The 24,027-nt window shown below is 67.7% G+C and carries 25 protein-coding genes; 7 read left to right on the top strand and 18 right to left on the bottom strand.

The features are described from left to right. Positions 1–122 precede the first annotated feature (122 nt). From accD to ACTHQV_RS08255, 5 genes are all read right to left on the bottom strand, one after another. Positions 123–974 (bottom strand): acetyl-CoA carboxylase, carboxyltransferase subunit beta, encoded by an 852-nt coding sequence (gene accD, locus ACTHQV_RS08275; protein ID WP_440489525.1) that lies wholly within the window; start codon positions 972–974, stop codon positions 123–125. After that, entirely contained in the window at positions 971–1,774 is an 804-nt protein-coding gene (gene trpA, locus ACTHQV_RS08270) for a tryptophan synthase subunit alpha (protein WP_440489523.1), read from the bottom strand. The genes accD and trpA overlap by 4 nt, the downstream gene beginning before the upstream one ends. After that, entirely contained in the window at positions 1,771–2,151 is a 381-nt protein-coding gene (locus ACTHQV_RS08265; RefSeq protein WP_440489521.1) for an endonuclease domain-containing protein, read from the bottom strand. Before ACTHQV_RS08265 ends, trpA begins: the two co-directional genes overlap by 4 nt. A 46-nt stretch (positions 2,152–2,197) precedes the next feature. Then, a complete protein-coding gene (trpB, locus tag ACTHQV_RS08260) occupies positions 2,198–3,427 on the bottom strand; it encodes a tryptophan synthase subunit beta (protein WP_440489519.1) in 1,230 nt (409 codons plus the stop codon). Between the two features lie 201 nt (positions 3,428–3,628). Continuing rightward, positions 3,629–4,267 carry a phosphoribosylanthranilate isomerase gene (locus ACTHQV_RS08255; protein WP_440489517.1) on the bottom strand — a complete coding sequence of 213 codons (639 nt, stop codon included), beginning with the start codon at positions 4,265–4,267 and terminating at the stop codon, positions 3,629–3,631. A gap of 98 nt (positions 4,268–4,365) precedes the next feature. Here ACTHQV_RS08255 and ACTHQV_RS08250 point away from each other — a divergent pair, with 98 nt between their 5' ends. After that, positions 4,366–5,190 (top strand): hypothetical protein, encoded by an 825-nt coding sequence (locus ACTHQV_RS08250; protein WP_440489516.1) that lies wholly within the window; start codon positions 4,366–4,368, stop codon positions 5,188–5,190. 353 nt (positions 5,191–5,543) lie between these two features. On the opposite strand, the gene pyrF is transcribed toward ACTHQV_RS08250, so the two are convergent. The 9 genes from pyrF to ACTHQV_RS08205 form a co-directional block, all read right to left on the bottom strand. Next, positions 5,544–6,221 (bottom strand): orotidine-5'-phosphate decarboxylase, encoded by a 678-nt coding sequence (gene pyrF, locus ACTHQV_RS08245; protein WP_440489515.1) that lies wholly within the window; start codon positions 6,219–6,221, stop codon positions 5,544–5,546. After that, positions 6,218–6,532 carry a LapA family protein gene (locus ACTHQV_RS08240; protein WP_440489514.1) on the bottom strand — a complete coding sequence of 105 codons (315 nt, stop codon included), beginning with the start codon at positions 6,530–6,532 and terminating at the stop codon, positions 6,218–6,220. The genes pyrF and ACTHQV_RS08240 overlap by 4 nt, the downstream gene beginning before the upstream one ends. A gap of 75 nt (positions 6,533–6,607) precedes the next feature. After that, positions 6,608–8,905, bottom strand: a complete 2,298-nt coding sequence (locus ACTHQV_RS08235) for a patatin-like protein (RefSeq protein WP_440489513.1) — start codon at positions 8,903–8,905, stop codon at positions 6,608–6,610. Next, complete coding sequence (locus ACTHQV_RS08230) at positions 8,902–9,597, bottom strand: endonuclease/exonuclease/phosphatase family protein (RefSeq protein WP_440489511.1); 696 nt, start codon at positions 9,595–9,597, stop codon at positions 8,902–8,904. The genes ACTHQV_RS08235 and ACTHQV_RS08230 overlap by 4 nt, the downstream gene beginning before the upstream one ends. 46 nt (positions 9,598–9,643) lie before the next feature. Next, positions 9,644–10,990, bottom strand: coding sequence for a sensor histidine kinase (locus ACTHQV_RS08225; protein ID WP_440489510.1), 1,347 nt, complete (start codon positions 10,988–10,990; stop codon positions 9,644–9,646). After that, a complete protein-coding gene (locus ACTHQV_RS08220; protein ID WP_440489509.1) occupies positions 10,987–11,706 on the bottom strand; it encodes a response regulator in 720 nt (239 codons plus the stop codon). Before ACTHQV_RS08220 ends, ACTHQV_RS08225 begins: the two co-directional genes overlap by 4 nt. A 77-nt stretch (positions 11,707–11,783) precedes the next feature. Beyond that, a complete protein-coding gene (locus tag ACTHQV_RS08215) occupies positions 11,784–12,347 on the bottom strand; it encodes an EF-hand domain-containing protein (RefSeq protein ID WP_440489507.1) in 564 nt (187 codons plus the stop codon). 116 nt (positions 12,348–12,463) lie between these two features. Further along, positions 12,464–13,156 carry a glutathione binding-like protein gene (locus tag ACTHQV_RS08210; RefSeq protein ID WP_440489505.1) on the bottom strand — a complete coding sequence of 231 codons (693 nt, stop codon included), beginning with the start codon at positions 13,154–13,156 and terminating at the stop codon, positions 12,464–12,466. A 70-nt stretch (positions 13,157–13,226) separates the two neighbouring features. Next, positions 13,227–14,447 (bottom strand): SGNH/GDSL hydrolase family protein, encoded by a 1,221-nt coding sequence (locus ACTHQV_RS08205; protein ID WP_440489503.1) that lies wholly within the window; start codon positions 14,445–14,447, stop codon positions 13,227–13,229. Positions 14,448–14,758: 311 nt separating this feature from the next. Between ACTHQV_RS08205 and ACTHQV_RS08200 the strand changes: the two genes are divergently transcribed. Beyond that, positions 14,759–15,574 (top strand): PAS domain-containing protein, encoded by an 816-nt coding sequence (locus tag ACTHQV_RS08200; RefSeq protein WP_440489501.1) that lies wholly within the window; start codon positions 14,759–14,761, stop codon positions 15,572–15,574. 3 nt (positions 15,575–15,577) lie between these two features. On the opposite strand, the gene ACTHQV_RS08195 is transcribed toward ACTHQV_RS08200, so the two are convergent. Together ACTHQV_RS08195 and ACTHQV_RS08190 are read right to left on the bottom strand one after the other, a co-directional pair. Continuing rightward, positions 15,578–17,212 (bottom strand): TadG family pilus assembly protein, encoded by a 1,635-nt coding sequence (locus ACTHQV_RS08195; protein ID WP_440489500.1) that lies wholly within the window; start codon positions 17,210–17,212, stop codon positions 15,578–15,580. Between the two features lie 5 nt (positions 17,213–17,217). Next, the gene (locus ACTHQV_RS08190) at positions 17,218–17,685 is read right to left on the bottom strand and encodes a TadE/TadG family type IV pilus assembly protein (protein ID WP_440489498.1); all 468 of its coding nucleotides are present in this window, start codon (positions 17,683–17,685) and stop codon (positions 17,218–17,220) included. A gap of 384 nt (positions 17,686–18,069) precedes the next feature. Here ACTHQV_RS08190 and ACTHQV_RS08185 point away from each other — a divergent pair, with 384 nt between their 5' ends. The 4 genes from ACTHQV_RS08185 to ACTHQV_RS08170 are packed head-to-tail and all read left to right on the top strand — an operon-like array spanning position 18,070 to position 22,044. Beyond that, complete coding sequence (locus ACTHQV_RS08185) at positions 18,070–19,035, top strand: SGNH/GDSL hydrolase family protein (protein WP_440489496.1); 966 nt, start codon at positions 18,070–18,072, stop codon at positions 19,033–19,035. Further along, complete coding sequence (locus ACTHQV_RS08180; protein ID WP_440489495.1) at positions 19,035–20,279, top strand: GDSL-type esterase/lipase family protein; 1,245 nt, start codon at positions 19,035–19,037, stop codon at positions 20,277–20,279. Before ACTHQV_RS08185 ends, ACTHQV_RS08180 begins: the two co-directional genes overlap by 1 nt. Beyond that, positions 20,280–21,683, top strand: coding sequence for an MBOAT family O-acyltransferase (locus ACTHQV_RS08175; RefSeq protein WP_440489494.1), 1,404 nt, complete (start codon positions 20,280–20,282; stop codon positions 21,681–21,683). A gap of 10 nt (positions 21,684–21,693) precedes the next feature. Further along, positions 21,694–22,044 carry a hypothetical protein gene (locus tag ACTHQV_RS08170; protein ID WP_440489493.1) on the top strand — a complete coding sequence of 117 codons (351 nt, stop codon included), beginning with the start codon at positions 21,694–21,696 and terminating at the stop codon, positions 22,042–22,044. A gap of 69 nt (positions 22,045–22,113) precedes the next feature. Here the strand turns inward: ACTHQV_RS08170 and ACTHQV_RS08165 are convergent, their stop codons facing one another. After that, positions 22,114–22,617 carry a cell wall hydrolase gene (locus tag ACTHQV_RS08165; protein WP_440489492.1) on the bottom strand — a complete coding sequence of 168 codons (504 nt, stop codon included), beginning with the start codon at positions 22,615–22,617 and terminating at the stop codon, positions 22,114–22,116. Positions 22,618–23,049: 432 nt separating this feature from the next. Here ACTHQV_RS08165 and ACTHQV_RS08160 point away from each other — a divergent pair, with 432 nt between their 5' ends. After that, positions 23,050–23,466, top strand: a complete 417-nt coding sequence (locus ACTHQV_RS08160) for a YbaN family protein (RefSeq protein ID WP_440489491.1) — start codon at positions 23,050–23,052, stop codon at positions 23,464–23,466. A 3-nt stretch (positions 23,467–23,469) separates the two neighbouring features. Here the strand turns inward: ACTHQV_RS08160 and ACTHQV_RS08155 are convergent, their stop codons facing one another. Then, positions 23,470–23,994: a ferritin-like domain-containing protein gene (locus tag ACTHQV_RS08155; protein WP_440489490.1), complete on the bottom strand. Its 525-nt coding sequence runs from the start codon at positions 23,992–23,994 to the stop codon at positions 23,470–23,472. Positions 23,995–24,027: the final 33 nt, after the last annotated feature.

Raw genomic sequence — 24,027 nt, 5'->3', positions numbered from 1 at the left:
ACCATGCGCAGCATGGTGGAGGGGGGGTAGCCACCTCCACAACGGTTGCGTTTCGCCGCCATCCCCCTCCACCACCGCTACGCGGCGGTCCCCCTCCCCGCGTAGCGGGGAGGAGTTTGAACTTACGCCGCTTCCTTGCGCCCCAGAAACTCGATCAACTGCGCCAGCTCGGCCGGCAAATCGCGCCGATGCGTCACGCGGTCGATCAGCCCATGGTCGCGATAATATTCGGACGTCTGGAAATCGTCGGGCAGCTTCTCGCGGATCGTGCTCTCGATCACGCGCCGCCCGGTGAACGCCAGCGTCGCCTTCGGCTCGGCGATCTGCACGTCGCCCAGCATCGCATAGGCCGCCATCACCCCGCCCGACGTCGGATCGGTCAGCACCACCAGATAGGGCAGGCCGGCATCGTGCAGCATCTCGATCGCGACGGTCGTGCGCGGCATCTGCATCAGGCTGAGGATACCCTCCTGCATCCGCGCGCCGCCGCTCGCCGTAAACACGATGTACGGCACCCCGCGCGCGATCGCCGCCTCGACCCCGGCGATGAACGCCTCGCCAACGAACTGGCCCATCGATCCGCCCATGAACGCGAAATTCTGGACCCCGATCACGCAACCCCGCCCGGCGATCGTGCCATAGGCATTCTGGAATGCATCCTGTTCGCCGGTATCGGTCCGTGCCGCCTTAAGCCGGTCGACATAGCGTTTGCTGTCGCGGAACTTCAGCGGGTCTTCGGCGACCTTGGGATTGGGCAGGATCTCGACGCTGCCGTCATCGAACAGCTGCTGGAACCGCTCCTTCGGCCCGATGCGGCCATGATGGTCGCATTGCGGACAGACGTGCAGATTCTCTTCCCACTCCTTGTTGAAGATCATCTGCCCGCACCCCTTGCACTTGTGCCAGAGGTGATCGGGCGTTTCCTTGCGCGCGACGAAGGGCAGGGCGTTGCGGACGCGGTTGAGCCAGCTCATGCGGGTTCCTTGCTCGCCGTCGCGATCGCAGTGGCGAGGCTTTCGATATAGGATTGGACGGGGGCGGCAGCGCGCTGCCCATGTTGCGCGACGATCTCGACGATCGCCGATCCGACCACGACACCATCGGCGACGCGGGCGATCTTCGCCGCCTGTTCGGGGGTACGCACGCCGAAGCCTACCGCGATCGGCAGGTCGGTCGCGGCTTTCAGCCGGGCGACAGCGTCGTCGATGGACGCTTGTACTGCCTGTTGCTTGCCCGTGATCCCGGCAACAGAGACATAGTAAAGAAAGCCGCCGGCCCCCGCCAGCACGCTCGGCAGCCGCGCAGCATCGGTGGTCGGCGTGGCCAGCCGGATCGCGGCGACGCCGTGCTCGCGCAGTTGCTCACCCAGGCTGTTGTCTTCCTCGGGCGGAATGTCGACGCAGATCACGCCATCGACCCCGGCTGCCGCCGCGGCTTGCGCGAACCAGTCGGCCCCGCGCCGGACCATCGGATTGGCATAGCCCATCAGTACCAGCGGCACGTCCGGGTGGCGCTCACGAAAGCCGGCCGCGATGCGCAGCACGTCGGCGGTCCGCGTCCCGGCCGCCAGCGAGCGGATGTTCGCCGACTGGATCGCCGGACCATCGGCCATCGGGTCGGTGAACGGCATGCCGAGCTCGATCACGTCCGCCCCCCCCGCGACCAGTGCGTCGAGGATGGCAGGCGTGGCTTGCGGGCTGGGATCGCCGGCGGTGACGAAGCACACCAGCGCCGGGCGGCCCTTGCCGAAAGCGGCAGCGAGGCGGGCGGTCAAAGCCCTCTCCCCTTCAGGGGAGAGGGTTGGGAGAGGGGATTGTTCACAACGTCTTCCAACTGTCTCAACACGCCTTCGAGATTATGCATCACATCGGCATTGGTGAATCGCACTACCCGATAGCCGGCTTGCGTCAAATAGGCGGTGCGTTCGGCGTCATACGCTGCGGTGTCGCCGTGGAGATGCCCATCGACCTCGATCACCAGCCTCGGCACGTTACTGGCAAAGTCGGCAATAAACGGCCCGATCACCTTCTGCCGCCGAAACTTGACGCCGCCGAACCGCTCGGCCCGCAACGCGAACCACAGCTTCTGCTCGGCCGGGGTAGGGGCCTTGCGCGCCGCCTTAGCACGTTCCGTCAAACGAGCGTCGCGCACGGCCCCTCTCCCAACCCTCTCCCCTCAAGGGGAGAGGGCTTCTGCTTCAAATATCCACCCCCAGCGCGCTCGCCACCGTAAAGATATCCTTGTCCCCACGCCCACACAGGTTGGCGAGAATGATCTGATCCGACCGCATCGTCTTCGCCCGCCGGGCAACCGCCGCAATCGCATGCGCGGGCTCCAGCGCAGGAATGATCCCCTCGGTCCGGCACAGCATCTGGAACGCGTCCAGCGCATCGACATCGGTCGCGCTGTCATATTCGACGCGCCCGATATCGCGCAGCCACGCATGTTCCGGCCCGATCCCTGGATAGTCGAGCCCGGCCGAGATCGAATGCCCCTCGGCGATCTGCCCGTCCTCGTCCTGCAACAGATAGGTCTTGTTGCCATGCAGGATGCCCGGAAACCCACCCGCAAGCGAAGCGGCATGGTCCTTGTCCAGCCCATGCCCCGCCGCCTCGACACCCAGCATCGCCACGTCCGGATCGTCGAGGAACGGATGGAACAGCCCGATCGCGTTCGACCCGCCCCCGATCGCCGCGACCAGCAGGTCGGGCAGACGGCCGGTCCGCTCCAGCATCTGCGCGCGCGCCTCGCGGCCGATGATGCTCTGAAAATCGCGGACCAGTTCCGGGTACGGATGCGGCCCGGCGGCGGTGCCGATGATGTAGAAGGTGTCGTGGACGTTCGCGACCCAGTCGCGTAAGCCTTCGTTCATCGCATCCGACAGCGTCGCCGCACCGCTGGTCACCGGCCGCACTTCGGCGCCGAGCAGCTTCATGCGGAACACGTTCGGCTGCTGCCGCTCGACGTCCTTGGCACCCATATAGATGACGCAGGGCAAGCCGAAGCGCGCGCAGACGGCGGCGGTCGCCACACCATGCTGACCCGCACCGGTTTCTGCGATGATCCGGGTCTTGCCCATGCGGATCGCCAGCAGGATCTGGCCGATGCAGTTATTGATCTTGTGCGCGCCGGTATGATTCAGTTCGTCGCGCTTGAACCAGACCTGCGCCCCCATGCCCGGTTCGGCCGACGCCCGCAGCGTCTCCGACAGCCGTTCGGCATGATAGAGCGGGCTCGGCCGACCGACATAATGCGTCATCAAATCGTCGAACTGCGCGGCAAAGGCGGGATCGGCCTTCGCCGCCTTATATTCACGGTCGAGGTCGAGGATCAGCGGCATCAGCGTCTCGGCGACATAACGGCCGCCAAAGGCACCGAAATGACCACGATCGTCGGGCTGGGCGCGATAGCTGTTGGGAGCGTTCATGGGGTCGCTCGTTACGCCCGCCGCGCCGCGCTGTCGAGGGAGTCGAGGACCGGCGTTCGACCCTCTCCCCTTGATAGGGGAGAGGGATACCGAAGCTTGCCAGCATGCTGGCTAGCGCAGGTTGGGAGAGGGGAAGAGCGAGCCGAAGGTTCGCGTCGCTGGCGCTGGACACCCGGAACCTTTTTGCCCCACGAAACCGCGCTACCCGGCGTCCGCCACCGCCCGCCCGAACGCGGCGATCCGGGCGGCGTCCTTGACCCCCGGCGCGCTTTCCACGCCCGACGACACGTCGACCAGCGGTGCGCGCGTCGCCCGGATCGCCTCCGCGACGTTGCCGGCGTCGAGTCCGCCCGACAGCGCCCAGGGCAGCGGATGGACGAACCCGTCGAGCAGTCCCCAGTCGAACCGCAGCCCCATGCCCCCGGGCAGCGCCGCGCCCGGCGGGGTCTTGGCATCGTACAGCACCCGGTCGGCGGCTCCGACCAGCTTGCGCGCGGCGTCGAGATCGGCCCGCGTCTTGACTGCGACCGCGCCCCACACTTCCCGGCCGGTCCGCGCCCGGATCGCGGCAATGCGTTCGGGCGCGGTCTTGTGCAACTGGATCGCGTCCAGCCGCGCAGCCGCCATTGCCGCATCGATCAGCGCATCGTCGGGATCGACGAACACGCCGACCTTTGCCACCCGTCCCGGCACCTGCCGCGCCAGCCCCGCCGCCGCATCGAACGCCAGATTGCGGGGGGAGGGGGCGAAGAACACGAACCCGACATGGCTCGCCCCCGCGGACAGCGCGGCGGCCAGCGTATCGGGCGTCGACAGGCCACAGATTTTGATGAGCGTCATGGGTCGCGGCTTAGCGGGCGATCGGCCGTGGCGATAGGCTATGCGTTCCCCCTAATGTCGCGCTGGAGGACCCGCCGCCTTTCCCGTACAGCGCCGCCATGCATTTCGACCTGATCCAGTCGCTCGGCCTGTGCGGCGACGCCGCGACCCCCAATGACGACCGCGCCGGGGTGCGGGCACGCCATGCATGGGTGATCGATGGCGCGACCGATTTGTCGCCGCCGGGACTGGTCGGCGCGCAGGGCGGGGCGGCATGGCTGGCCGCGACCGCCGACGCCGCCTTTGCCATGGTCGAGGGGGCGGACCTTCGCGACACCTGCCACCGCGTGTTCGCCATGGTCGAGGCTGCCTATGTCCGACAACGGCAGCGCGAACCGCAGGGTCCGTGGGAATTGCCGCGGGCGTCCTTCGCTGCGGTCCAGCTGGTCGATGCCGGTCTCGACGTGGCATGGGCGAGCGATTGTTCGATCCTCCACGCCTTTGCCGGTGGCGTCGCGTGGCGGACCCCCGAACCCAGTCGCGCCCGCGAAAGCGCACAGGCGGCGGCACTCGGTCCCGGCACCGGCGCGGTCAAGCTCCGCAGCGCGGCAGTGCTGGACGATCGTCGCGCCGCCCGCGCCCGTTCCGGGCAGCGCGTGCTGGGCATCGACGCCGCCGACAGCGCCGCCGTGATGACCACCGCCCGTTTCGACGTCGCGGTCGGCGACGAACTGCTGCTGATGACCGATGGCTTCGTGGCGCTGGTCGATTCCTATGGCGTGCATGACGCCAACAGCCTGTTCGATGCGGCGCGGACCGGCGGCCTGGCGATGCTCGGTGTACAACTCCGCGCGATCGAACGCGACGACGCCGCCTGCCTGCGCTTCGCCCGGTTCAAGGTCAGCGACGACGCGACCGCCCTGTGGGTGCGCGTCGGCGGCTGATCGATTTCCTACACCAGCGCGCGGTGTCAGGAGTCGGCCAGGCCGATCAGCGGCCCCGCTTTTTGAATAGTCCGATCCTATCCAATCGCTCTCGGCCCGATGCCTGGCGCCAGGAGCCGTACGCCCGGACTTGCAACCTTCCGCCGTCGAAGGTTACACTGCCGCCGTGTCAAGTATCTGTAATATCACGCTTTATAGCAACCGCCGTACCGCCCCGACAGCTCGATCCGTGTCAACTTCGTCAACTTCCACGCGCCGCGGGCAAAGCCCGCGTCGTCGGTCGGCGCTGGGGCGCCGCCGGCCGGACGTGCCTTCGGGCGCGGTGCAGCTTCGCTGCGCCTTGCCCGGCGCGTCTAAAGTGTCGCTTCGATCGCGCGTGCCGCCTGATCGGGATTTTCCGCCTGCGTGATCGGCCGCCCGATCACCAGCACCGACGCCCCGCCGTCCAGCGCCGCTCGCGGGGTTACCACCCGCTTCTGGTCGCCGACCGGACCGTCCGCCGGCCGCACGCCCGGCACCACGAAAAAGCCCTGCGGCCATGCCTTCTTCGCGGCCGCCACTTCGGCGCCCGAACATACGACGCCGTCTATCCCGGCGCTCTTCGCCAGTTCGGTCAGCCGCACCACCTGCTCATGCGGATCGGGGGCGAGGCCGATCGACGACAGGTCGTGCGCGTCGAGGCTGGTCAGCATCGTCACCGCGACCACCTTGGTCCCGACCGGCGCCGCCGCCTTCGCATCCTCCAGCATCGCCTGCCCACCGGCGGCGTGCACGGTCAGGATCGCCGGGTCGAGCGGCCCCAGCGCCTGGATCGCCTTCGCCACCGTGTTCGGAATGTCGTGGAACTTCAGGTCGAGGAAGATCGGCAGCCCCAGATCGGCCATCGTCCGCACGCCCGCCCGGCCATTGGCCATGAAGAATTCGAGGCCGAGCTTCAACCCGCCGACATGGCCGCGGACCGCCTGCGCCAGCGCCTTGGCCCGCTCCAGATCGGGCGTATCGATCGCGACATAGATGGGCGAACGGCTCACAGCGTGGCTCCCGGCGTGGTGGTGGGCATCGGATCGGTCGCGATGGTCGGCGCCACCTCCGCCCGGTGCAGATCGGCCAGCGTCCGGTCGGTCGCCGCGATCCGCTGCCGCAACCGCCAGCGGGTCAGGTGCAGCGCGACGAAGGTCGGCAGGAACCCGGCCAGAAAGGTGACGATCAGCAGCAGCGGCAGGTTCACATCGGCATAGAGCGTGCCCCACAGCTTCAGCGGCACCATCGTCATGTTGTTGAGCGCAAAGGCGACCATCACCCCCACCAGCAATGCCCAGAACAGGGTTTTCAGGAACTGCATCGCTGTGCCGGCCTTCGTCGTTGTCGTCTGCCCTTCCTTACGCCCGTCATAGCGGCTTTTCCAATAGGCGACGGCTCAGCCGATCTCGGCGCGCAGTTCGTCGAACAGCGGTTGGATCGCCTGCAACCGCGGCTGCTCCTCGTCGAGGATGGCGAGGAACGCGGCGCGCTTGTGCCGGGTGATCCAGCCGGGGGGCAGGCGGACCTCGGACGGGAGGGTCGACACGGCGATGTCGATCATCCGCTCGGCGCCGTGCAGCCGCCCCCACAAATAGTCGTTCTCACGGTAGGACCGGCTGAAGAACGCGCCGAAATTGTTGAAACGAATGCCCTTCAGCGTCGCCTCGGCACCGCCCGGGCGGATCGACGGCGCGTCGTCGGGCGCGATCCGGTCGACCCGCACCGGATCGAACTCGTCCAGTCCTTCTCCGCCCAGCAGCGGCAGCGTAGCGATGTCGAAGAACGGAAAGCCGAGATAGGCGAGCAGGATCGGTCGCCGTATCTCGCGCGGGGCGGCGGCCAGCGCCTCCGACATCCGCGCGTCGGTCTGCGCGTCCAGCGTGGTCAGGTCCATCGCCTTCGCCATCGCCGCCAGCAGCGCCGCCGGGTCGGCGCGCTTGTCCTCCGCCAACACCCGCACCTCGGCGAAATGATCGGCATTCTCGCACGCCAGATAGGGCGTCAGGCTGGCGAAGATCGCCTCGCGCACCGGGGCCAGCGCCGCCGCATCCTGTTCCGGTTCCATCGCCGACACCGTCCGCACCAGCAGCCGCAAGCGCCGGATGCGAAAGGCAAGGTCGTGCGCGCGCAGGAAATCGATCGCCTCCGCCGAGGCGCCGTCGCCGTCGAACCGGCCGGCACCGCTCTCCGCCACGATCCGCGCAAATCCTGTCCGCAGCCGCCGGACACGGTCGGGCGAGGGGTCCTCGGCCAGTGTCGCGACCCGTTCGGCCAGCCGGTCGAGCACCTGATCGACCTTCAGCAGGCCGTAGGCGGCATGGCCGTAGCCAGCACGCTTCGCTGCCTGGACCTGCGCCCGCTGTCGCCATCCTACCAGTCGCGCCGGCGTCGGCCAGTCGAGGAACAGGGTATAGCCGAACAGCTGCTCGACCTCCGCCTCCACGCCGCCGCGCAACTGCTCGACGATCGCCAGCATCCGCTCGATCCGTTCGGACCGGCGCTGGATCGCGTCGAGATTGTCGCGGATCGGCTGTTTGCGCGGCAGTTCGGACAGCGCGCCCAATATCGTCTGAAAGAACCCCGGCGGGCCCTTACCACCCGTCCCGATGCCGAACTTGTGGTTGGGCGCGGGGTCCAGGTAGACGAAGCGCCGGTCGATCTGCCGCCGCGCGGGGCGTTCGCGCAGCGCATCGATGGCGGGGGCGAAGGGGGCGTTGGCCAGCACCGATCCGTCGATTAGCGTCGCCTGCTCCGCCATGCCCACCGCCGACTGGCGCGGCAGCACGCGGCGGAGAAACGCATCGCGCCCCGGCCACTCGACCGCCCGATCGGCCAGCGCCGCGTCCAACTCGCCGACCCGGAACGGCGGAAACGCGCCCGGAAAGCTCGACGTCGCCCGCGCCGCGAACACCAGTTCGGCGGCATCGGCCAGCCGGTCGCCGCCATGATCGTGAAAGCCGATGACGAGCCGGTGCTCGGTCTCGACCACTTCCGGCGGCGAATTGAGCCGCAACACTTCGGGATGCCCCGCGAAATCGGTGACGGTCACGAACAGGTCGAGCGGCTGGCCCGGCGGCAACAGCCTTGGCCCCGCGGGTGCCACGGCCATCGCGGCAAAGGCGTCGAGCAGCATGTCGACCATCGCCCGCCCGCCAAACGGCGGCTCGAACCAGCGCGCCCGGACGAACCGGTCGAGCTTGGCGCGCAGTTCGTCGCGCGCGGCGATATCGACGCTCGACGCATCCTCACCCTCGCGGCCCAGCGCCATCCACGCGATCGGCCGCGCCCAGGGCCGCGACAGCGCGCTCGACGGCGCCTGGGCCGGATCGATCAGCGCCTCGATATCCGCCCCGTCGAGCCACAAATCGGTCAGCGGATCGAGCGACTGGCCGGTCGACACCGCCTGCGCCAGGAACACGCCGTTGATTCCGCCGGCACTCGCCCCGGCAACGATATCGACCAGCACGCGCAGCCGGATGCCGCTAAGTGCCGCCAGTTCGGTCAGCATCGCCTGATACACGCCGGCACTGCCCGTCAGCGCCTCGCCCTCGTCCTGCACCGCGCGGCTGGCCCGCGCGATGTGCCAGATTTCCTTGACCAGCCCGTGCATATAGACGGCTAGGCTGATCCCCCCGTAACAGACCAGCGCCAGCCGCAGCTCGCGTTCGTGCAGCGGGGGCGGGGCGTCGCTCATGCCGGGGCGAGCGTCGCCCAGATCGGCAGATGGTCCGACGCCTTGCGCGCCGCCGCGCTGTGATGGACCCCGGCATCGACGATCGTCAGTTCGCTCGACACCATGATCCGGTCGAGCCGCCCGACCGGATGGCGCGCATGGAAGCTGGGGCCAGTATCTGCAAAGCAATGCGTTCGCCCGAAATCACGCAGGCACCCCGACCGCGGCGTCCATTCGTTCAGGTCGCCCATCAACACGCTCGGCAATGGCGGGGTACAGCCATCGACCTCGCTCAAGATCGCATGTGCCTGTTTGCGCCGCCACAGGCCCGACAGGTCGAGATGCATGCCGACCACGCGCAGCGTTACGCCGTTGGTGGTCACGTCGGCGCGCACCGCCCCGCGCGGTTCCAGCGCCGGGATTTCGATCCGCCGCTGCCCGCTGACGCTCGCTTCCTTGCGCACCAGCAGGGCATTGCCGTGCCAGCCCATCGACTTGGCCCGGATCGCCAGCGGCACCGCGACCCATGGGCTATGCTCGTCGAGGAGATGCGCCGGGATCACGCCGGCCCGCTCGCCCAGCCGACGATCGCATTCCTGCAAGGCGATGATGTCGGCATCGATCTCGCGCAGCACCTCCAGCGTCCGCTCGGGCATCCGGCGGCGATCGGTGCCGATCGCCTTGCGCATATTGTAGCTGGCAACTTTTATCATCGCTCGGCACTCAACGTCGGGGTACCGTATTTCGTTTCGCAGCCGTTCAGCGTGGCAGCTGGATCGTCGCGTTCAGCCCGCCGCCGTCGCGATTGGCGAGCGCGATCTCACCGCCCGCATCGCGAACGATCGCGCGGGCCAGCGCCAGCCCCAGCCCGATTCCGCCGGTATCGCGGTTGCGCGAGGTTTCCAGCCGGGTGAACGGATCGAACACCGCCTCCATCTGATCGGCGGGAATGCCAGGACCCCGATCGGCGACGACGATCGCCACCGCCTGCGCACCCGTCTCCACCCGCACCTCGGCGGCCCCGGCATATTTGATCGCATTCTCGATCAGGTTGCGCACCGCCCGCCGCATCAGATTGGGGCGCAGGTGCAGCGGCACGCGCGCCGCCTCGACGAAGTCGACGTCGTGGCCGAGGTCGCGGAAATCCTCGACCACCGCATCGACCAGCGCCGCGACGTCGACATCGGTCGCCGCCTCGCTCGGCCGGCCCAGCCGCGCCAGCGACAGGATATCGTCGAGCGTCGCGTTCATCTCGTCGATCGTTTCCGCCATGCGCGCACGGTCGGTATCGTCCTCGACCGATTCGATCCGGACGCGGAGTGCCGCCAGCGGGGTGCGCAGGTCGTGGCCGATCGCGCCCAGCATCCGGTCCTTTTCATCGACCATCGCATTCACCCGCCGACCCAGATCGATGAAGGCGGAAATGAGCAGCCGCACGTCCTGCGGCCCCGATGGTTCGATCGCGGGCAGGGGGCGGGCCGGATGGAATTCGCGCGCCGCCACCGCCAGCCGCCGCAGCGGCTTGGCGATCCGCCGCCCGATCCACAGCACCGGCAGCAGCACGATGACATAGAGGATGAAGGTCTGCGCCAGCAGCTGCCACAGCAACCCGCGCTCGGCCATCGGCCACGGCGTATGCGATACCAGCCAGCCGCGCCCGGGCAGTTCGACCGCCGCGTCGAGCACCGCGCCCATCCGCCGCAGTCGCTCGGCGCGCGGACCGCCGATACCCCGCTCACGGATCTCGGCCTCGTCGATCGGGCGAATCCGCGCCGCGATCCTGCCGGGCCGGATGCCCGCCTCGGCAAAGCCGCTGCGGATCGCCGCCTCGACATCGTGTTCGGTCTCCCCTTGAAGTGCCGGCGCGCGATCGGTCAGCAAGCGGACGCCGCGCATCCGGTCGCGCACCTGTGCCGGGCGCGGCGCGGTGGTCCGCTCCGCCGCATCGATCAGGCGGGTAACCGCGGGCAGGGTGATCTCGGCGAGACGAAACGCCCGCCGCTCGCGCAGCAGCAAAGCGAAGTTCAGCGCCTGCGCGACGAACAGCGCGACTGCGACCAGCAGCGCGATCTGGCCGGGCAGGCTGGTCGGCCACAACCGCCTCATAGGCGGGTCACCTCCGCCGCCAGCGTATAGCCACCGCCCCAGACGGTCTTGATGATCTCCGGGTTGCGGACGTCGGTCTCGATCTTCTTGCGCAGCCGGCTGACCTGGTTGTCGATCGCCCGGTCGAATGCGGCGGCCTCGCGCCCTTGGGTCAGGTCGAGCAACTGGTCGCGGGTCAGCACCTGGCGCGGGCGCGTCACCAGCGCGTGGAGCAAATTATATTCGCCGGTCGACAGCGGCACCGACACGCCCTCGCGATCGACCAGCGCGCGCTCCCCGGTCTTTAATACCCAGCCGGCAAAGGCGAAGGACCCCGCCTCCGGCGCATGTTGCCGCACCGCGCCGCCCGCGGTCCGTCGCAGCACGACCTTGACCCGCGCCGCCAGCTCGCGCGGAGAGAAGGGCTTCACGACATAATCGTCGGCGCCCATTTCCAGCCCGACGATGCGGTCGGTTTCCTCGGCACGCGCGGTCAGCAGTATGACCGGCGTCTCGCTCGTCTCGCGGATATGGCGGCACAGCGACAGCCCGTCCTCGCCCGGCATCATGATGTCGAGGATGGCGAGGTCGATGGCATAGGCGTTCAGCCGCGCCCGCGCCCCCTCGGCATCGCCCGCCTGGGTCACGCGGAAGCCCTGTTTCGTCAGATATTGGGCAAGCGGTTCGCGGATCGATCGTTCGTCGTCGACCAGCAGCAAATGCGGGATATCGGCCATGTCGGACATGCTAGGCGGACAAGCTCCAGAAAGGAAAGGCCGGACGGCAGGCAGCGTGACCCGCCGTCCGGTCCGGATCAGCCGCCGGTGCGCGGCGCGTGGCGCTGCATCCGCTTCTCGCGCGCCATGAAGCGTTCGGCCGGGTCGATCTGCCCGTCCTTGTTCGCATCCATCCGGTCGAACCGGGCCAGCGCGCGCGCCTGAAACGCGGCGCGGGTGACGGTGCCGCCCTGCGGGGCCCGCCGGCTCATCCGCTGTTCCCGCCACTGGCGGCGTTCGGCGGCATCGACCTTGCCGTCGCGATTTACGTCCTGCCGATCGAACCCGGCAGCGGCCATCGCGCGGAACTCGCCACGGGTGATGACGCCGTCGCGGTTGGCATCGGCACGTTCGAGCATCCGGCCACCGCCGCGACGGCGCGGCCCGTCTTCACCGGCGGAGCCCGCCTGTGCGGTGCGTTCGGCGGCGCTGATCTTGCCGTCGCGATCGGTGTCGAGCGCGTCGAAACGCTGGTCGGCACGCGCCATCGCATCGGCGCGGGTGACGACCCGGTCGGGCCCCGGCGGCGGGGTCTGTGCAGCCAGCGCAACACCGGGCAGGGCGATGGTGGCGAGAGAGGCGGCGACGATCAGCGATCGCATGACGAACCTTTCGGAAAGGGGGAGCACCCCGGTTGTTGATGCTCCCCGTCTATCGCCGACTTGTCCCCGACCTGTGTCGTCCTAAGCGTTAATTGTCGCAGTTTGTCGCAGCAGCTTCAGCGCGCAGCGGGCGTGCCGAACAGGACGCGGCGCTGTTCCTCGCTCATCGGCTGGTTCCCGCTGCTGACCGCCTTGCCCTTCTCATACGCCGTGATGGTCGCCGGCCGCGCGGCGATCGTCTCGAACCAGCGCTTCAGGTTCGGAAAATCCTCGAGCTTCTGCCCCTGCGCCTCGTGCGGCACGATCCATGGATAGGCGGCCATGTCCGCGATCGAATAGTCGCCGGCGACGAATGCCCGGTCGGCCAGCCGCTTGTCGAGTACGCCGTACAGCCGCGCGGTCTCGCGGATATAGCGGTCCTGCGCATAGGGTATCTTCTCGGGCGCATAGATGTTGAAATGATGGTTCTGTCCGGCCATCGGCCCCAAGCCGCCCATCTGCCACATCAGCCACTGGATCGCGTCATATCGTCCCGGCAGGTCGGCGGGCAGGAACCGCCCGGTCTTCTCCGCCAGATACAGCAAGATCGCGCCCGATTCGAACACCGACACCGGCGCGCCACCGCCCGCCGGTTCGTGATCGACGATCGCCGGCATCCGGTTGTTGGGCGCGATCGCTAGGAATTCCGGCCGGAATTGCTCGCCCTTCCCGATATCGACCGGGTGGATGGTATAGGGCAGCCCCGCTTCCTCAAGGAATAGCGTGATCTTGTGGCCGTTGGGTGTCGGCCAGTAGTGCAGATCGATCATGAAGCAGGCTCCGATTGGTTCGCGCCGCAAATGGGGGCGGGGCCGAGGGACGCCAAGGTGGCGCCCAGTCTCACTTCGCGAACAACGCCAGCGGCACGGCGTCGGCCATTGCCTGATATCCCGCCATCGACGGGTGCAGGTGATCGCCCGAATCATACGCGGGCAGCAGCCGGTCGGGCCGTACCGGATCGCGGACGATGCGGTCGAAATCGATCACCGCATCGAAATTTCCCGGCGTGCGGATCCAGGTGTTCACCGCCTGCCGCGACGCCTCCGCCGCAGCATCGGGATGATAATAGTCGTTGCCGATGAACGGCATCACCGTGCCGCCGATCACCTTCAGGCCCTTGGCCCGCGCGCGGGCGACGATCTGCGCATAGCCGGCGATCATCCGGTCAACATGCGCGCGGCGCTCCTCGGCCGTTGCCGGCTTCTCGCGGGCAAGGCCGCCCAGATCGTTGATCCCTTCGAGCAGGATCAGATAGCGTGCGCCCGGCTGGCTCAGCACGTCGCTGTCGAAGCGGGCGAGCGCATTGGGACCGAGGCATTCGACCAGCAGGCAGTTGCCGCCGATGCCATGGTTCAGCACCGCCACGTCGCGCGTCGCGCGGTTCGTTGCCAACCGTCTGGCGAGGCCGTCGGTCCAGCGCTGGTTGCGGCCGTCCTTCACCCCGAACCCGTCGGTGATCGAGTCGCCGAGCGCGACGATCGCGCGCGCCGCCGGTGCCGCATCCACCTCGACACCCGCGATCTGGAACCAGCGCTCAACCGGCACCGCATCGGCAAAGGCCGCATCCGACAACCGGTCACCCTTTGCGATCCAGCTGCGAGTCCGCGCGCCCGGATGACCGGTCTGTTGCTGCGGCAGCTCGGCGAACCGAGTGCTGATCGCCAGATCGGTGAGCGCACTGACCGGCAACGCGACCGGATCGGACCAGTAATCCGCCCCCGCCGGAATCTCGACCATCGCCCTGCCGCCGAAGCTCAGCGGCCGATCGCTGCCTGGCTTGATAGAGGCGGCAGCCGAGCCGGTCGCCAGCGCGACGCTCGCCCCGGCTATGCGCAGCGGCGTCGCCCCGAACCGGTTGGAGAAGCGCACCCGCAGCGCCCGGCCGCCGATCGTCACCCGCACGACCTGCCGCAGTGTCGCGTCGCGCGCTTGCGCATCGGTCAGCACCTGTTCGGCATTCGGCTTGATCGGCGACGTCGTCCAGCCCGCAACCCAGGGCCCCGCCTGTGCCGGCACCGCGATCGTCGCCAGCATGGCAGCAGCGCTCAGCAGGATGCGCATATATTCTCTCCAAAAATATTCGAGCGAATCGTCGTTCTCGGTACCGCTACCACTACCACATCCATCGTGGTGGTTGTTTCCCCCGACGCATATTGATTTGGTCCTGCAAGAAAACTAACTCAGGTGAACGAGTAAATCGTAGCGTATCAATGGCTTGCTATCGATTGCTGGGCATGTCCGGCTAACCTGGATCACATTCGGGAGAACGGAGTATGACGTTGCAGCACCGGGAAGGCGCGAACCAGGCCGACTCCCAACACCCGATGGTATCGTCGGCCGATTTTGCCCGAAAATTCGGACAGCTGCGACAGATGCAAGACGATCAGGCGATCTTCGTCACCCACCACGGTCGGGCCACTCACGTCCTGACGACGGTGCGTCACTATACCGCGCTCAAGGAAGCGAACGGCGCCGACCGGGCCGAGACCATCGCCACGACCAGCCTGCACGAACTAGCCAACTGCCTGAGCATCGGCGTGCTGCTGATCGATTACGACCTGCGCATCGTCGCTGCGAACCGCGTCGCGCATGTCCAGCTCGACTGGCATGATGGCGACCTGATCGGGCGCAAGGTGTTCGACGCGCTGCCGGTGCTGCGCCGGTCGCTGATCGAGACCTATGTATTGCGAGCAGTTGCGAGCAAGGAGCCCTATTCCGCTGAAATACCATCCTTGTTTCGTGAAGGAACCTGGGTCCGTGCGGAGATCCACCCCTTCGCGCAATATGTGACGGTGCTGTTCCACGACATTACCGACGATATGAAGATTCACCGCCTGGCCGACGCGCGCAAGTCGCTGCGCGAGGCGATCGCGGTGCATGACGGTATCGGCTATGTCTGTCTGAACACCCGCGGTCATATCGACCAGGCCGAACCGACCTTTTGCGACATCATCCATCTGCCCGAGGAGCGGTTGCGCCATGTGGCAATGGCCGACCTGATCCCGGTCGGGCAGCGGGTGGCGTTTCGCGAAGCACTCGACCGGGTGCTGACCGGCGAGGGCGCGCGCACGATCGACAGTGCGATCCTGTCGAACGAGGGGCGGGCGGTCCCCGTGCGCATCACCATCGCCGAACTGCGCGGGACCTATGGCAATGAAGGCGCGATCGTCCTGCTGACCCGGCAGTAGCGTTCACCGCACCAGCATCGGCGTGCCGCACCGAACGCCATCGACCCGCACGTCTGCCTCGCCCAAATGCACGCCGGCTAGCGCGCTGACCTGTCCGACGACTTGGTCGAGCGCGGGGGCGGCCAGCGTCAGCGTGTTGCCGAGCGTGGTGGTCAGCAACCCGCCCGACACGCCGATGCCGAGCACGTTGGCGCGGATATCCACGTTGCGCAACAGGCTGCTGGCGATGCCCGCAGCGATGTCGTCGGTTGCGACCGTTTTGACGACATCGCCATCGATCTCGGCGCGGGAGAAACTCACCCGCTGCGCTTGCATGCTACCCAGCTTGATATCGGCGAACCCGGTCAGCGTGGCGAGCGGCAGGGTCACCATCCGCGCCGGCCGCAGCACCGTCGCCTGCTGGAAATTACCGAGCAGCGCCGGGTCGAGATCGGCGATGGCCGCGCGGCCGAGCGACGGTGTCACGTCCAGCCCGACGATGGCATTGGCCGGCCCGCCCACGCACGCGATCGACGCCAGCCGCGCCTCCGCCTCGGCCAGTTCGACATAAACCGGCACCCGCACCGATCCCAGGCTGAGCGGGGCGTTGAGCAGCGCGATATCGATCCACATCCGCATCTGTGCGCTGCGCACGACCGCGCGACCCGCCTGTCCGACCGACAGCCACGGGCTATGCGCCGGGCGCTCGCCGATCTGCAGCCATAGGCGCGTCCGGCCGATGCCGGTAATGCCCAGATCGATATCGCTCTGTATCTGCCGATTGCCGGTCCCGACCTGCAACGCTTCGCGCAGGATCGCATAGGCATCGGCGCGGATGGGTCGCTGCGGATCGGCGGTGGTCCGGTCCGACAGCGGACCCAGGTCGACGATCGATTCCAGCCGGACGCTGCGCCCCGGGAGCTTGGTCGACAGGGTCCGCAGCGTAGCCGCGGTACTGCCGTTCGACGTCGCCCCCGCCATCGCCGCCACCAGTTGCGGCAGGGTGATATCGCTGGTTAGCACCTCGCCGAACGTCGCGGCGCGGACCCCCGCCGCGGTGCGCAGCAGTTCGACGGTCTTGAGCAGGTCGACTTGGCCCGACACCAGCGCATGATAATCCATCACCGACAGCGACAATTCGCTCCCCGCCAATTGCGACAGGAGCGCTCCCGGCAGCCCGCCCTGAACCGATGCCAGCCGCGTCCCGATCGAGAAGGCCGCCAGATCGATCCGCGCCGCCGTCGCCTTCGCCGCGATCGTCACCTGCTGCGTTCCGAACATCTGCGCGAAGAAGGGGTGTAGCTGGCTCTCGACCGTGACCTGCGCGGCGTTGCCGGATGCGGCCCCGGCGACGAAGCGTGCGTCGACCCCGACCGACTGGTCGCGATCGAAGCGGCCGGGGGTCAGCGTGACCAGTCGGGTGCCGTTGTCGGGTGCCAGCGCGATCGCCGCCTGCGCGCGTGTCGTGGCATTGGCCGGGTCGCCCGCCGCTGCCAGTGCCGCGGCGTCCGCCACCCCCTGCAACCGGCGCTTTTCGAGGAACATCGACGCGGTATCGATGCCGATTACGGCAGTGCCGGTCAGCATCGCCATGCCGCCGGCGACGATCATCGCCACATTGCCCTCGCGCCGCCGGGCAAGCGTTCGCAGGCAGCGCATCGCGATCACAGCCCGTTCAACACGACGCTGGCCTGTCGGCGGATCATCGTGCTGCTCGCCGGCAGGATCGGCAGCTTCATCAGTGGGTTGGCCGATCCGTCATAGGCGACGTTCAACGTCAGCCGCCGCCCGTCATCCTCGACCTGCATCCCGACATCGGACTGCGCAATACCGTAATTGCCCGCCAGAACCGATCGCGCCGCGTCGCTCGCCAACGCTGCCCGTTCCGGCGCGTTCAGCCCCGCCAGTGCCGCGCGCGCGCCTTCGTTCGCGCTCTCCTGCACGACATGCGAAATCGCCAGCCAGCACCCGCCGCTCAATATGCCGAACAGGAACATCAGCAGGATCGGCAGCGTCAGCGCCAGTTCGACGACCGCCAGCCCACGACGATCGCCGACGAAGTGCTTACAGGCACGTCGGCCGCCCGTCGATGCGCCGTTACCAGAACCGGAATTCCTAGCCTCGTGATCCATGTTGCAACCTCCGCCCCCGCAACATACCCCGCCTCAGTCAACTGCCAGTTCGTAGCATGATCGTATACCATATGAAAATTATGTAATGATTATAGTGGTTTGGTGAGGAGAATTCGGCGTGATGCAAATCGATTGTGTCGTGGTCGCGTACGAGAAGAAATCCGTACGGCTGGATCGCTGGCACATGTTCGAAAAATCGGATTTTACGCGGGACATCGTAAGTGCTGCCGCCGTAGCATATGGCGCGTGCCGTTGACGGGCCGGCGCATTTGCCCGGCAGTCCGCGGAGGGTCCGGCTTGCCCGAACGGGAGCGACCGGTTACGCGCAACACTGACCCGCGCGCTGCGACGTGCGCTCATCCCAGACGTGAACGAGTATCGAACGTGACTGCTGTCTCTCGCGCGACCGATTCCAGGCTGTGGTGGCTGGGGGACCGGATGGCGGTCCTGGTGCTCGGCCTCATCGCCGGCTTCGTGGTCGGCCTGTCCTTTGCCGGGGGCGGACACATAGCGCTGCCCGACATGCCGGCGCCAACCGCCTCGCCGACGCCGCAGGTCGCGCCCGGCGCTTCCTTGACCGGCAATGACGTGGCAACGCCCGCCCCGCCGCCGCCCGCCACTGCACGAACCGTCGACGGTCCGCTCGACCCACGGGTAATCGACCGGATGCGGCAGGGCGGCGTGTTGCGCGTGGGCGTGTTCGGCGACAGCTTCGGCAACGGTATCTGGGACGCGCTCTACCGGCAACTGCCGAAGGATGACGGCTTCGAAGTTCTGAAGTTCGCCAAGGAAGCCACTGGTTTCACCCGCTATCGCACCCTCGATCTCGAACAGCGCGCGCTGGAGCAGCTACGGCAGCAGCCGGTCGACGCGGTCGTCATCAGCTTCGGCGCGAACGACAATCAGGCGGTGTTTGCCGACGGTCATCTCCATCCGTTGATGAGCGACGGCTGGAAACGGGTGATCGGCGAGCGCATCGACAAGTTCGTGGCGGCGGTCCGCTCGACTGGCGCGGTCGTCTATTGGGTCGGCCTGCCGGTGATGCGCGACCCGCAACTCGATGCCGACATGCAGGCGATGGACGCGTTTTACGAAGACCATATGCGCCGCCTCGGCGTGCCGTTCGTCGACTCGCGGCCGCTGACGCTGGATGCGGAGGGCAAGTACAACGCCTATCTGCCCGACTTGAAGACCGGCAAGCCGGTGCTGCTGCGCACCGGCGACGGGCTGCACATGATCGGGGTCGGCTATCAGCGGCTGACCAACGGCGTCGCCGCCGATCTACGCCGCTATGCCGATCGCGCGCGACAGGCGGCGGGCCGTCCCGCACCAGCGGAAGAGGCGCGCTGATGTCGGCACTGATGGCGATCGCGCTGGCGCAGGCGGCGGCATCGACCTGCTATGGCGCGCTGTGCAATGCCGACCGCATCCGCCCGTTCCTCGAAAAGCTCGCGACCGCGCGCAGCAGCCCGGCGCCGGTCCGCATCCTCCAGATCGGCGACAGCCACACCGCCGGCGACCAGATCACCGGCAGCTGGCGGACGCTGTTGCAGGCGCGCTATGGCCGGGCGGGGCGGGGGACGCTTGCCCCCGGACGCCCCTATGCCGGTTACCTGACCCGCGACGTCACCGCGACCCAGTCGCCGGGGTGGAGCGTCAACGGCATCTTCGGATCGGCCTATCAATCGGCCAGCAGCGTGCGGATGGGCCTCAGCGCCTATAGCCTGACCAGCTACACCCCCGGCGCGGCGGTGACGCTCGGCGCCGATGGCGGCCGGACCTTCGACCGGCTGACCGTCTGTGCGCTCACCGGGCCGGGGGCGGGGACGGTGCAGTTGAGCATCGGCGCGGCGGTGGTCGAATGGCCGCTGGCGGCGCTGGAGACCGGCAGCCGCTGCCGCACGCTCGATGCCGGGGGGGAGGCGTCGATCGCCTCGGCCACGGTCGTGCGTGGTCCGGTGACGCTGACGTCGTGGAGCACCGAACGCAGCCTCGGCGGCGGGGTGATCCTGTCGAACCTCGGCACGGTCGGCGCGCAGTTCACCCATTTCGACCGGACCGACGACCGCGTCGTCGCGACCGAACTCGCTGCCTATCGCCCCGACCTGATCGTCGTCGCGTTCGGCACCAACGAAGCCTTTCGCCCCGGATTTTCCGCCGCCGCCTATGAAGCGACGCTGCGCGCCGACCTGACCCGGTTGCGGCGGCTGGCGCCCGGTGTGCCGATGCTGCTGTTCGGTGCGCCCGACTCCGCGACCCGCACCCCCAGCTTGCAGGCCGGGGAAAGCGGCGCCAGCCTGCCCTGCGCATCCTCGGCGCCGTGGCGCCCGACCGCGGCGCTCGCGTCGGTTCAGGCGATCCAGCGGCGACAGGCGAGGGCGTTCGGTATCGCCTATTGGGACTGGGCACAGGCGATGGGCGGGCGCTGCGTCGCCGATGGCTGGACGCAGGGGACGCCCCCGCGGATGCGCGGCGACCATGTCCATTTCACCAGTACGGGCGGTGCCGAGATCGCCCGGCTGCTGCAGGCCGATATCGACCTTGCCATGACCAGCCTGCTCGCACCGACCGTCCCTCTGCCGACGGTCCGCTAGATGCTGTTCCCCACGCTCAGCTTCGGGCTGTTCTTCCTTGTCGTCTATGCGATCACCTGGTCGCTCGGCCGGTCGAACGAATGGCGCAAGATCGCGCTGCTGCTGGCCAGCTGGTTCTTTTACGGTGCGTGGGATGCGCGGTTCGTCGCGCTGCTGTTCGTCTCGGCCTTCGTCAACTGGGCGCTGGCGGCGGCGATCGTGCGCAGCGACGTGCCGAGGGGGCGGATGCTGGTAACGCTCGGCATCGCCGCGAATCTCGGCGTGCTCGGCTATTTCAAATATGCCGGCTTCTTCCTCGAACAGGTCGCGGCATTGTTGCAGCCGCTGGGCTTCGGCCGCGACCTGCCGTTGCTACAGGTCGTGCTGCCGGTCGGCGTGTCGTTCTTCACCTTCCAAGCGATCTCCTACCTTGTCGATGTCCATCGCCGCCGCCTGCCCGCCGCCAGCCTGCTCGACCTGACGCTGCTCATGTCCTTCTTCCCGCATCTGGTCGCCGGGCCGATCGTGCGCGGGGCGGACCTGTTGCCGCAGTTCCGGCGGGTGCCGACCATCGATCGCGGTACCGCTGCCGCCGCGCTGCTGCTGATTCTGTGGGGCCTGTTCAAGAAGGCGGTGATTGCGTCGCAACTGGCCGGGGCGCTGGTCGATCCGGCATTCTTCGATCCGGCCAGCCGATCGAGCTTCGACCTGCTGATCGGCGCCTATGGCTATGCGGTACAGATCTATTGCGACTTCTCCGCCTACTCGGACATGGCGATCGGGCTGGCGGCGTTGCTCGGCTACACCTTCCCGCGCAATTTCGATCAGCCGTACCGGGCCGCCTCGCTCCAGGATTTCTGGCGGCGCTGGCATATCAGCCTGTCGAGCTGGCTGCGCGACTATCTCTACATTCCCTTGGGCGGCAGTCGGAAGGGGCCGGTGCGCACCTATCTGAACCTGTTCCTGACGATGCTGCTCGGCGGGCTGTGGCATGGTGCCAGCTGGAGCTTCGTGATCTGGGGCGCGCTGCACGGCGGCTGGCTGGCGATCGAGCGTTTCTGGACGTGCCACCGCCCGACCGGCTGGCGAGCGGCTCCGCGCTGGCTCGGCATCCTTGTCACGTTTCACATCGTCGTCCTCGGCTGGATCTTCTTCCGCGCGCAGGGCGAGGGGGAAGCGTTCGCCTATCTCGGACAGCTGTTCGCCGGGGACTGGCGCAACACGCTGGTGACGCCGCTGTCGCTGGGGCTGGTCGCGCTGGGGCTGGCGATCCATGCCATGCCCGTCGGTATCCTGCCCGGCATCGCGACCTGCGTGCGCACCCATGCCGCACCGCTTATCGGGCTGGCGCTGGGCGTGCTGATCCTGATCGTCGACGCGATGCGGCCCGAGGGGGTCGCGCCGTTCATCTATTACCAGTTCTGAGGGTAAGCGCATGATGACGACCGGGGCCGAACAGGGGGAAATCGTCGAGGTCGGATCGCCGGTGCTGGTGCCGGCCGATCCGGTCGACACGGTGCGGCCGTGGCGCTGGATGACCGGCACGATCGCGACGGCGACGCTGTTCCTCAGCGTATTCAACGCGCACGCGATCGGTGCATGGTTCGACGAATTGCCGCCGTCGCCAATCACCGAGCCGCTGCGCGCGCCGATCGCGTCCTGGGTCGCGCTGACCGCCGGGCTGGGCTTCGACGCCCCGCGCGCGGCGGTCCGCAGGCGCTGGGAAGCGGCGCAGGCGGCACGATTTGGTACCGAACGGCCAGGCGAAGACGGCAGCGCGCGCTAGAAACGGCAACGCCCGCGCGAGCCTTGCTCAGCGCGGGCGTTGCGGGACGCGAACCTGCCGACAGTCGGTTCAGCGATAGAAGGTGTGGTCCGCGATCTGGGTGACTCGGGTGCGCTTCGGCATCGACGCCCCGGCCGAATGGAAGAACAGCGCGCCCGGCGCGACTTCTTCGCCCTTGCCGCTCAGCGTGCGCTTGGCGATGTCGACGGCGGTGTCCCAGCGGCCGTTGTTGCGGGGCGGGTCATAGGCATCGACGTTGAAGAACTGGCCGCGCTGCTTGACTACGCCACAGGCACTGTCGGCGAAGCGGCCACTGTTCATGCGGGCGCGGATGACCTGCGCCACGGCGACCTGCCCGCGATGCGGCTGGTTGCCGGCTTCGTGGACCACGACCTTGGCGACGCATTCGACTTCGCGCTTGTCGAGGCTGGCGGTATCGGTGTCGGAAAGGGCCGGTTCGGCCTCGGGAAGGGCCTGCACCACCGGGGCGGGCGCGGCGAAGGTAACGGGAGCGGCGGAACCGAGAGCTGGCGTCGATTGCGGGGCAATCTGTGGTTCGGGATCCGTGTTCATCGCGACATGGGCGCTCGCGACGCCGCTGACTGCGGTCAGGCTCCACAAAACCAATACGGACCAGCGCTTGTTCATTCCCACTCACTGCAATTGCGCAAGGGTGCCCGCCATCGGCCGCAGAAACGCGGACAAATAGAGCGGCCGTCGGGAACCCCCACGTCTCGCCGTCCGTTTTCCGCTGCTTGCAAGCGCGGATCACCGGACCGGCTGAACTCGATCCGGCTCATCGCTTCGGCGCGGCAAACTGTCAACGCAACCGCCGTTCATCGGCGACGAACCGTTCGACACATCCGATCAATCCATGCCCGAAACGACAATTCGGGCGAGTGTTAATCGATTTAAACCATGATCGCCGTCGCCGGATTGTCGCGAATCGCCGCTACGATCGCCGGGTGCCGGTATCAAGGTCGCGATGTGCGCGTTAGGGTGTCGATGATGCTGCCGCCCGCCACCCCACGACCGATGCCGCGCCGGATGCGGCTGGTGCGACTGGGCTGGATCGCGCTTGGCTGGCTGTTCGTCGGATTGGGCGTGATCGGCGCGTTGCTGCCGGTGATGCCGACGACGATTTTCCTGATCCTCGCCGCTGCCTGCTTCGCGCGCGGCTCACCACGGCTGGAGCGCTGGCTGCTCGATCATCCCCGGTTCGGCCCGACGCTCACCGCGTGGCGCCGAGACGGTGCGATCGGGCGCCGGGCCAAGGCGATGGCGTTGAGCGGCATCGCCTTCGGATATGGCATGTTCCTGATCGGTGCCCGGCCGGGGTTGGCGCTGGCCGCGCTGGTGGCGGTGCTGATGTCCGCCTGCGCCGCCTATATCCTCACCCGGCCGGTGCCGTTCGACTGCTGAGGATCAGACCTTGGCGCCCGACGAACCCTGTTCCGCGTACAGCGTCGCATAGCGGCGGGTGACGACCGGCAGCGATTCGTCGATCCACTGCGCCATCGCCTGTTCCTCGCTCAGCGACTGCTGGAGCAGCGGCGTGGCCGATGCGAAGCCGCCATCCTCCGCCATGGTCAGCAGCGACTTGTATGCCGCGATCTCGAAATGTTCGAAGGCATAGTTGGCGAAGCTGTTCTTGACGATTTCGTCGCCCGCGACGCTATGGCCGAGCGCCGCCATCCCGCCCGATAGGCTCAGGCCCAGATCCTTCAGCGTCGATCCGCTGGTGTCGAACCCAGCGAGGATTTCGTCGAGCCGGGCGATCTGGTCGTTGGTCTCGTCGATATGAAGCCGCAGCCGATCCGCGACCTCGGGATAGTTCACGATCCGCTCGACCTGCGGCGTCATGATCGACAGCGCCTGTTTCTCGACCGCGTGGGCATTGGTCAGGCCGGTGACGAATAGTTCGCGAAGGATGTCCTGCTGGATTGCCATGTCGCTAAGCTCCTCGGGCTGGGGTCCGCACGT

Source organism: Sphingomonas sp. SAFR-052, from assembly GCF_051965015.1.
GTDB lineage: Bacteria > Pseudomonadota > Alphaproteobacteria > Sphingomonadales > Sphingomonadaceae > Sphingomonas.
Note: the sequence above shows the minus strand (reverse complement) of the source record. Positions and strands in the feature narration are given on the sequence as shown.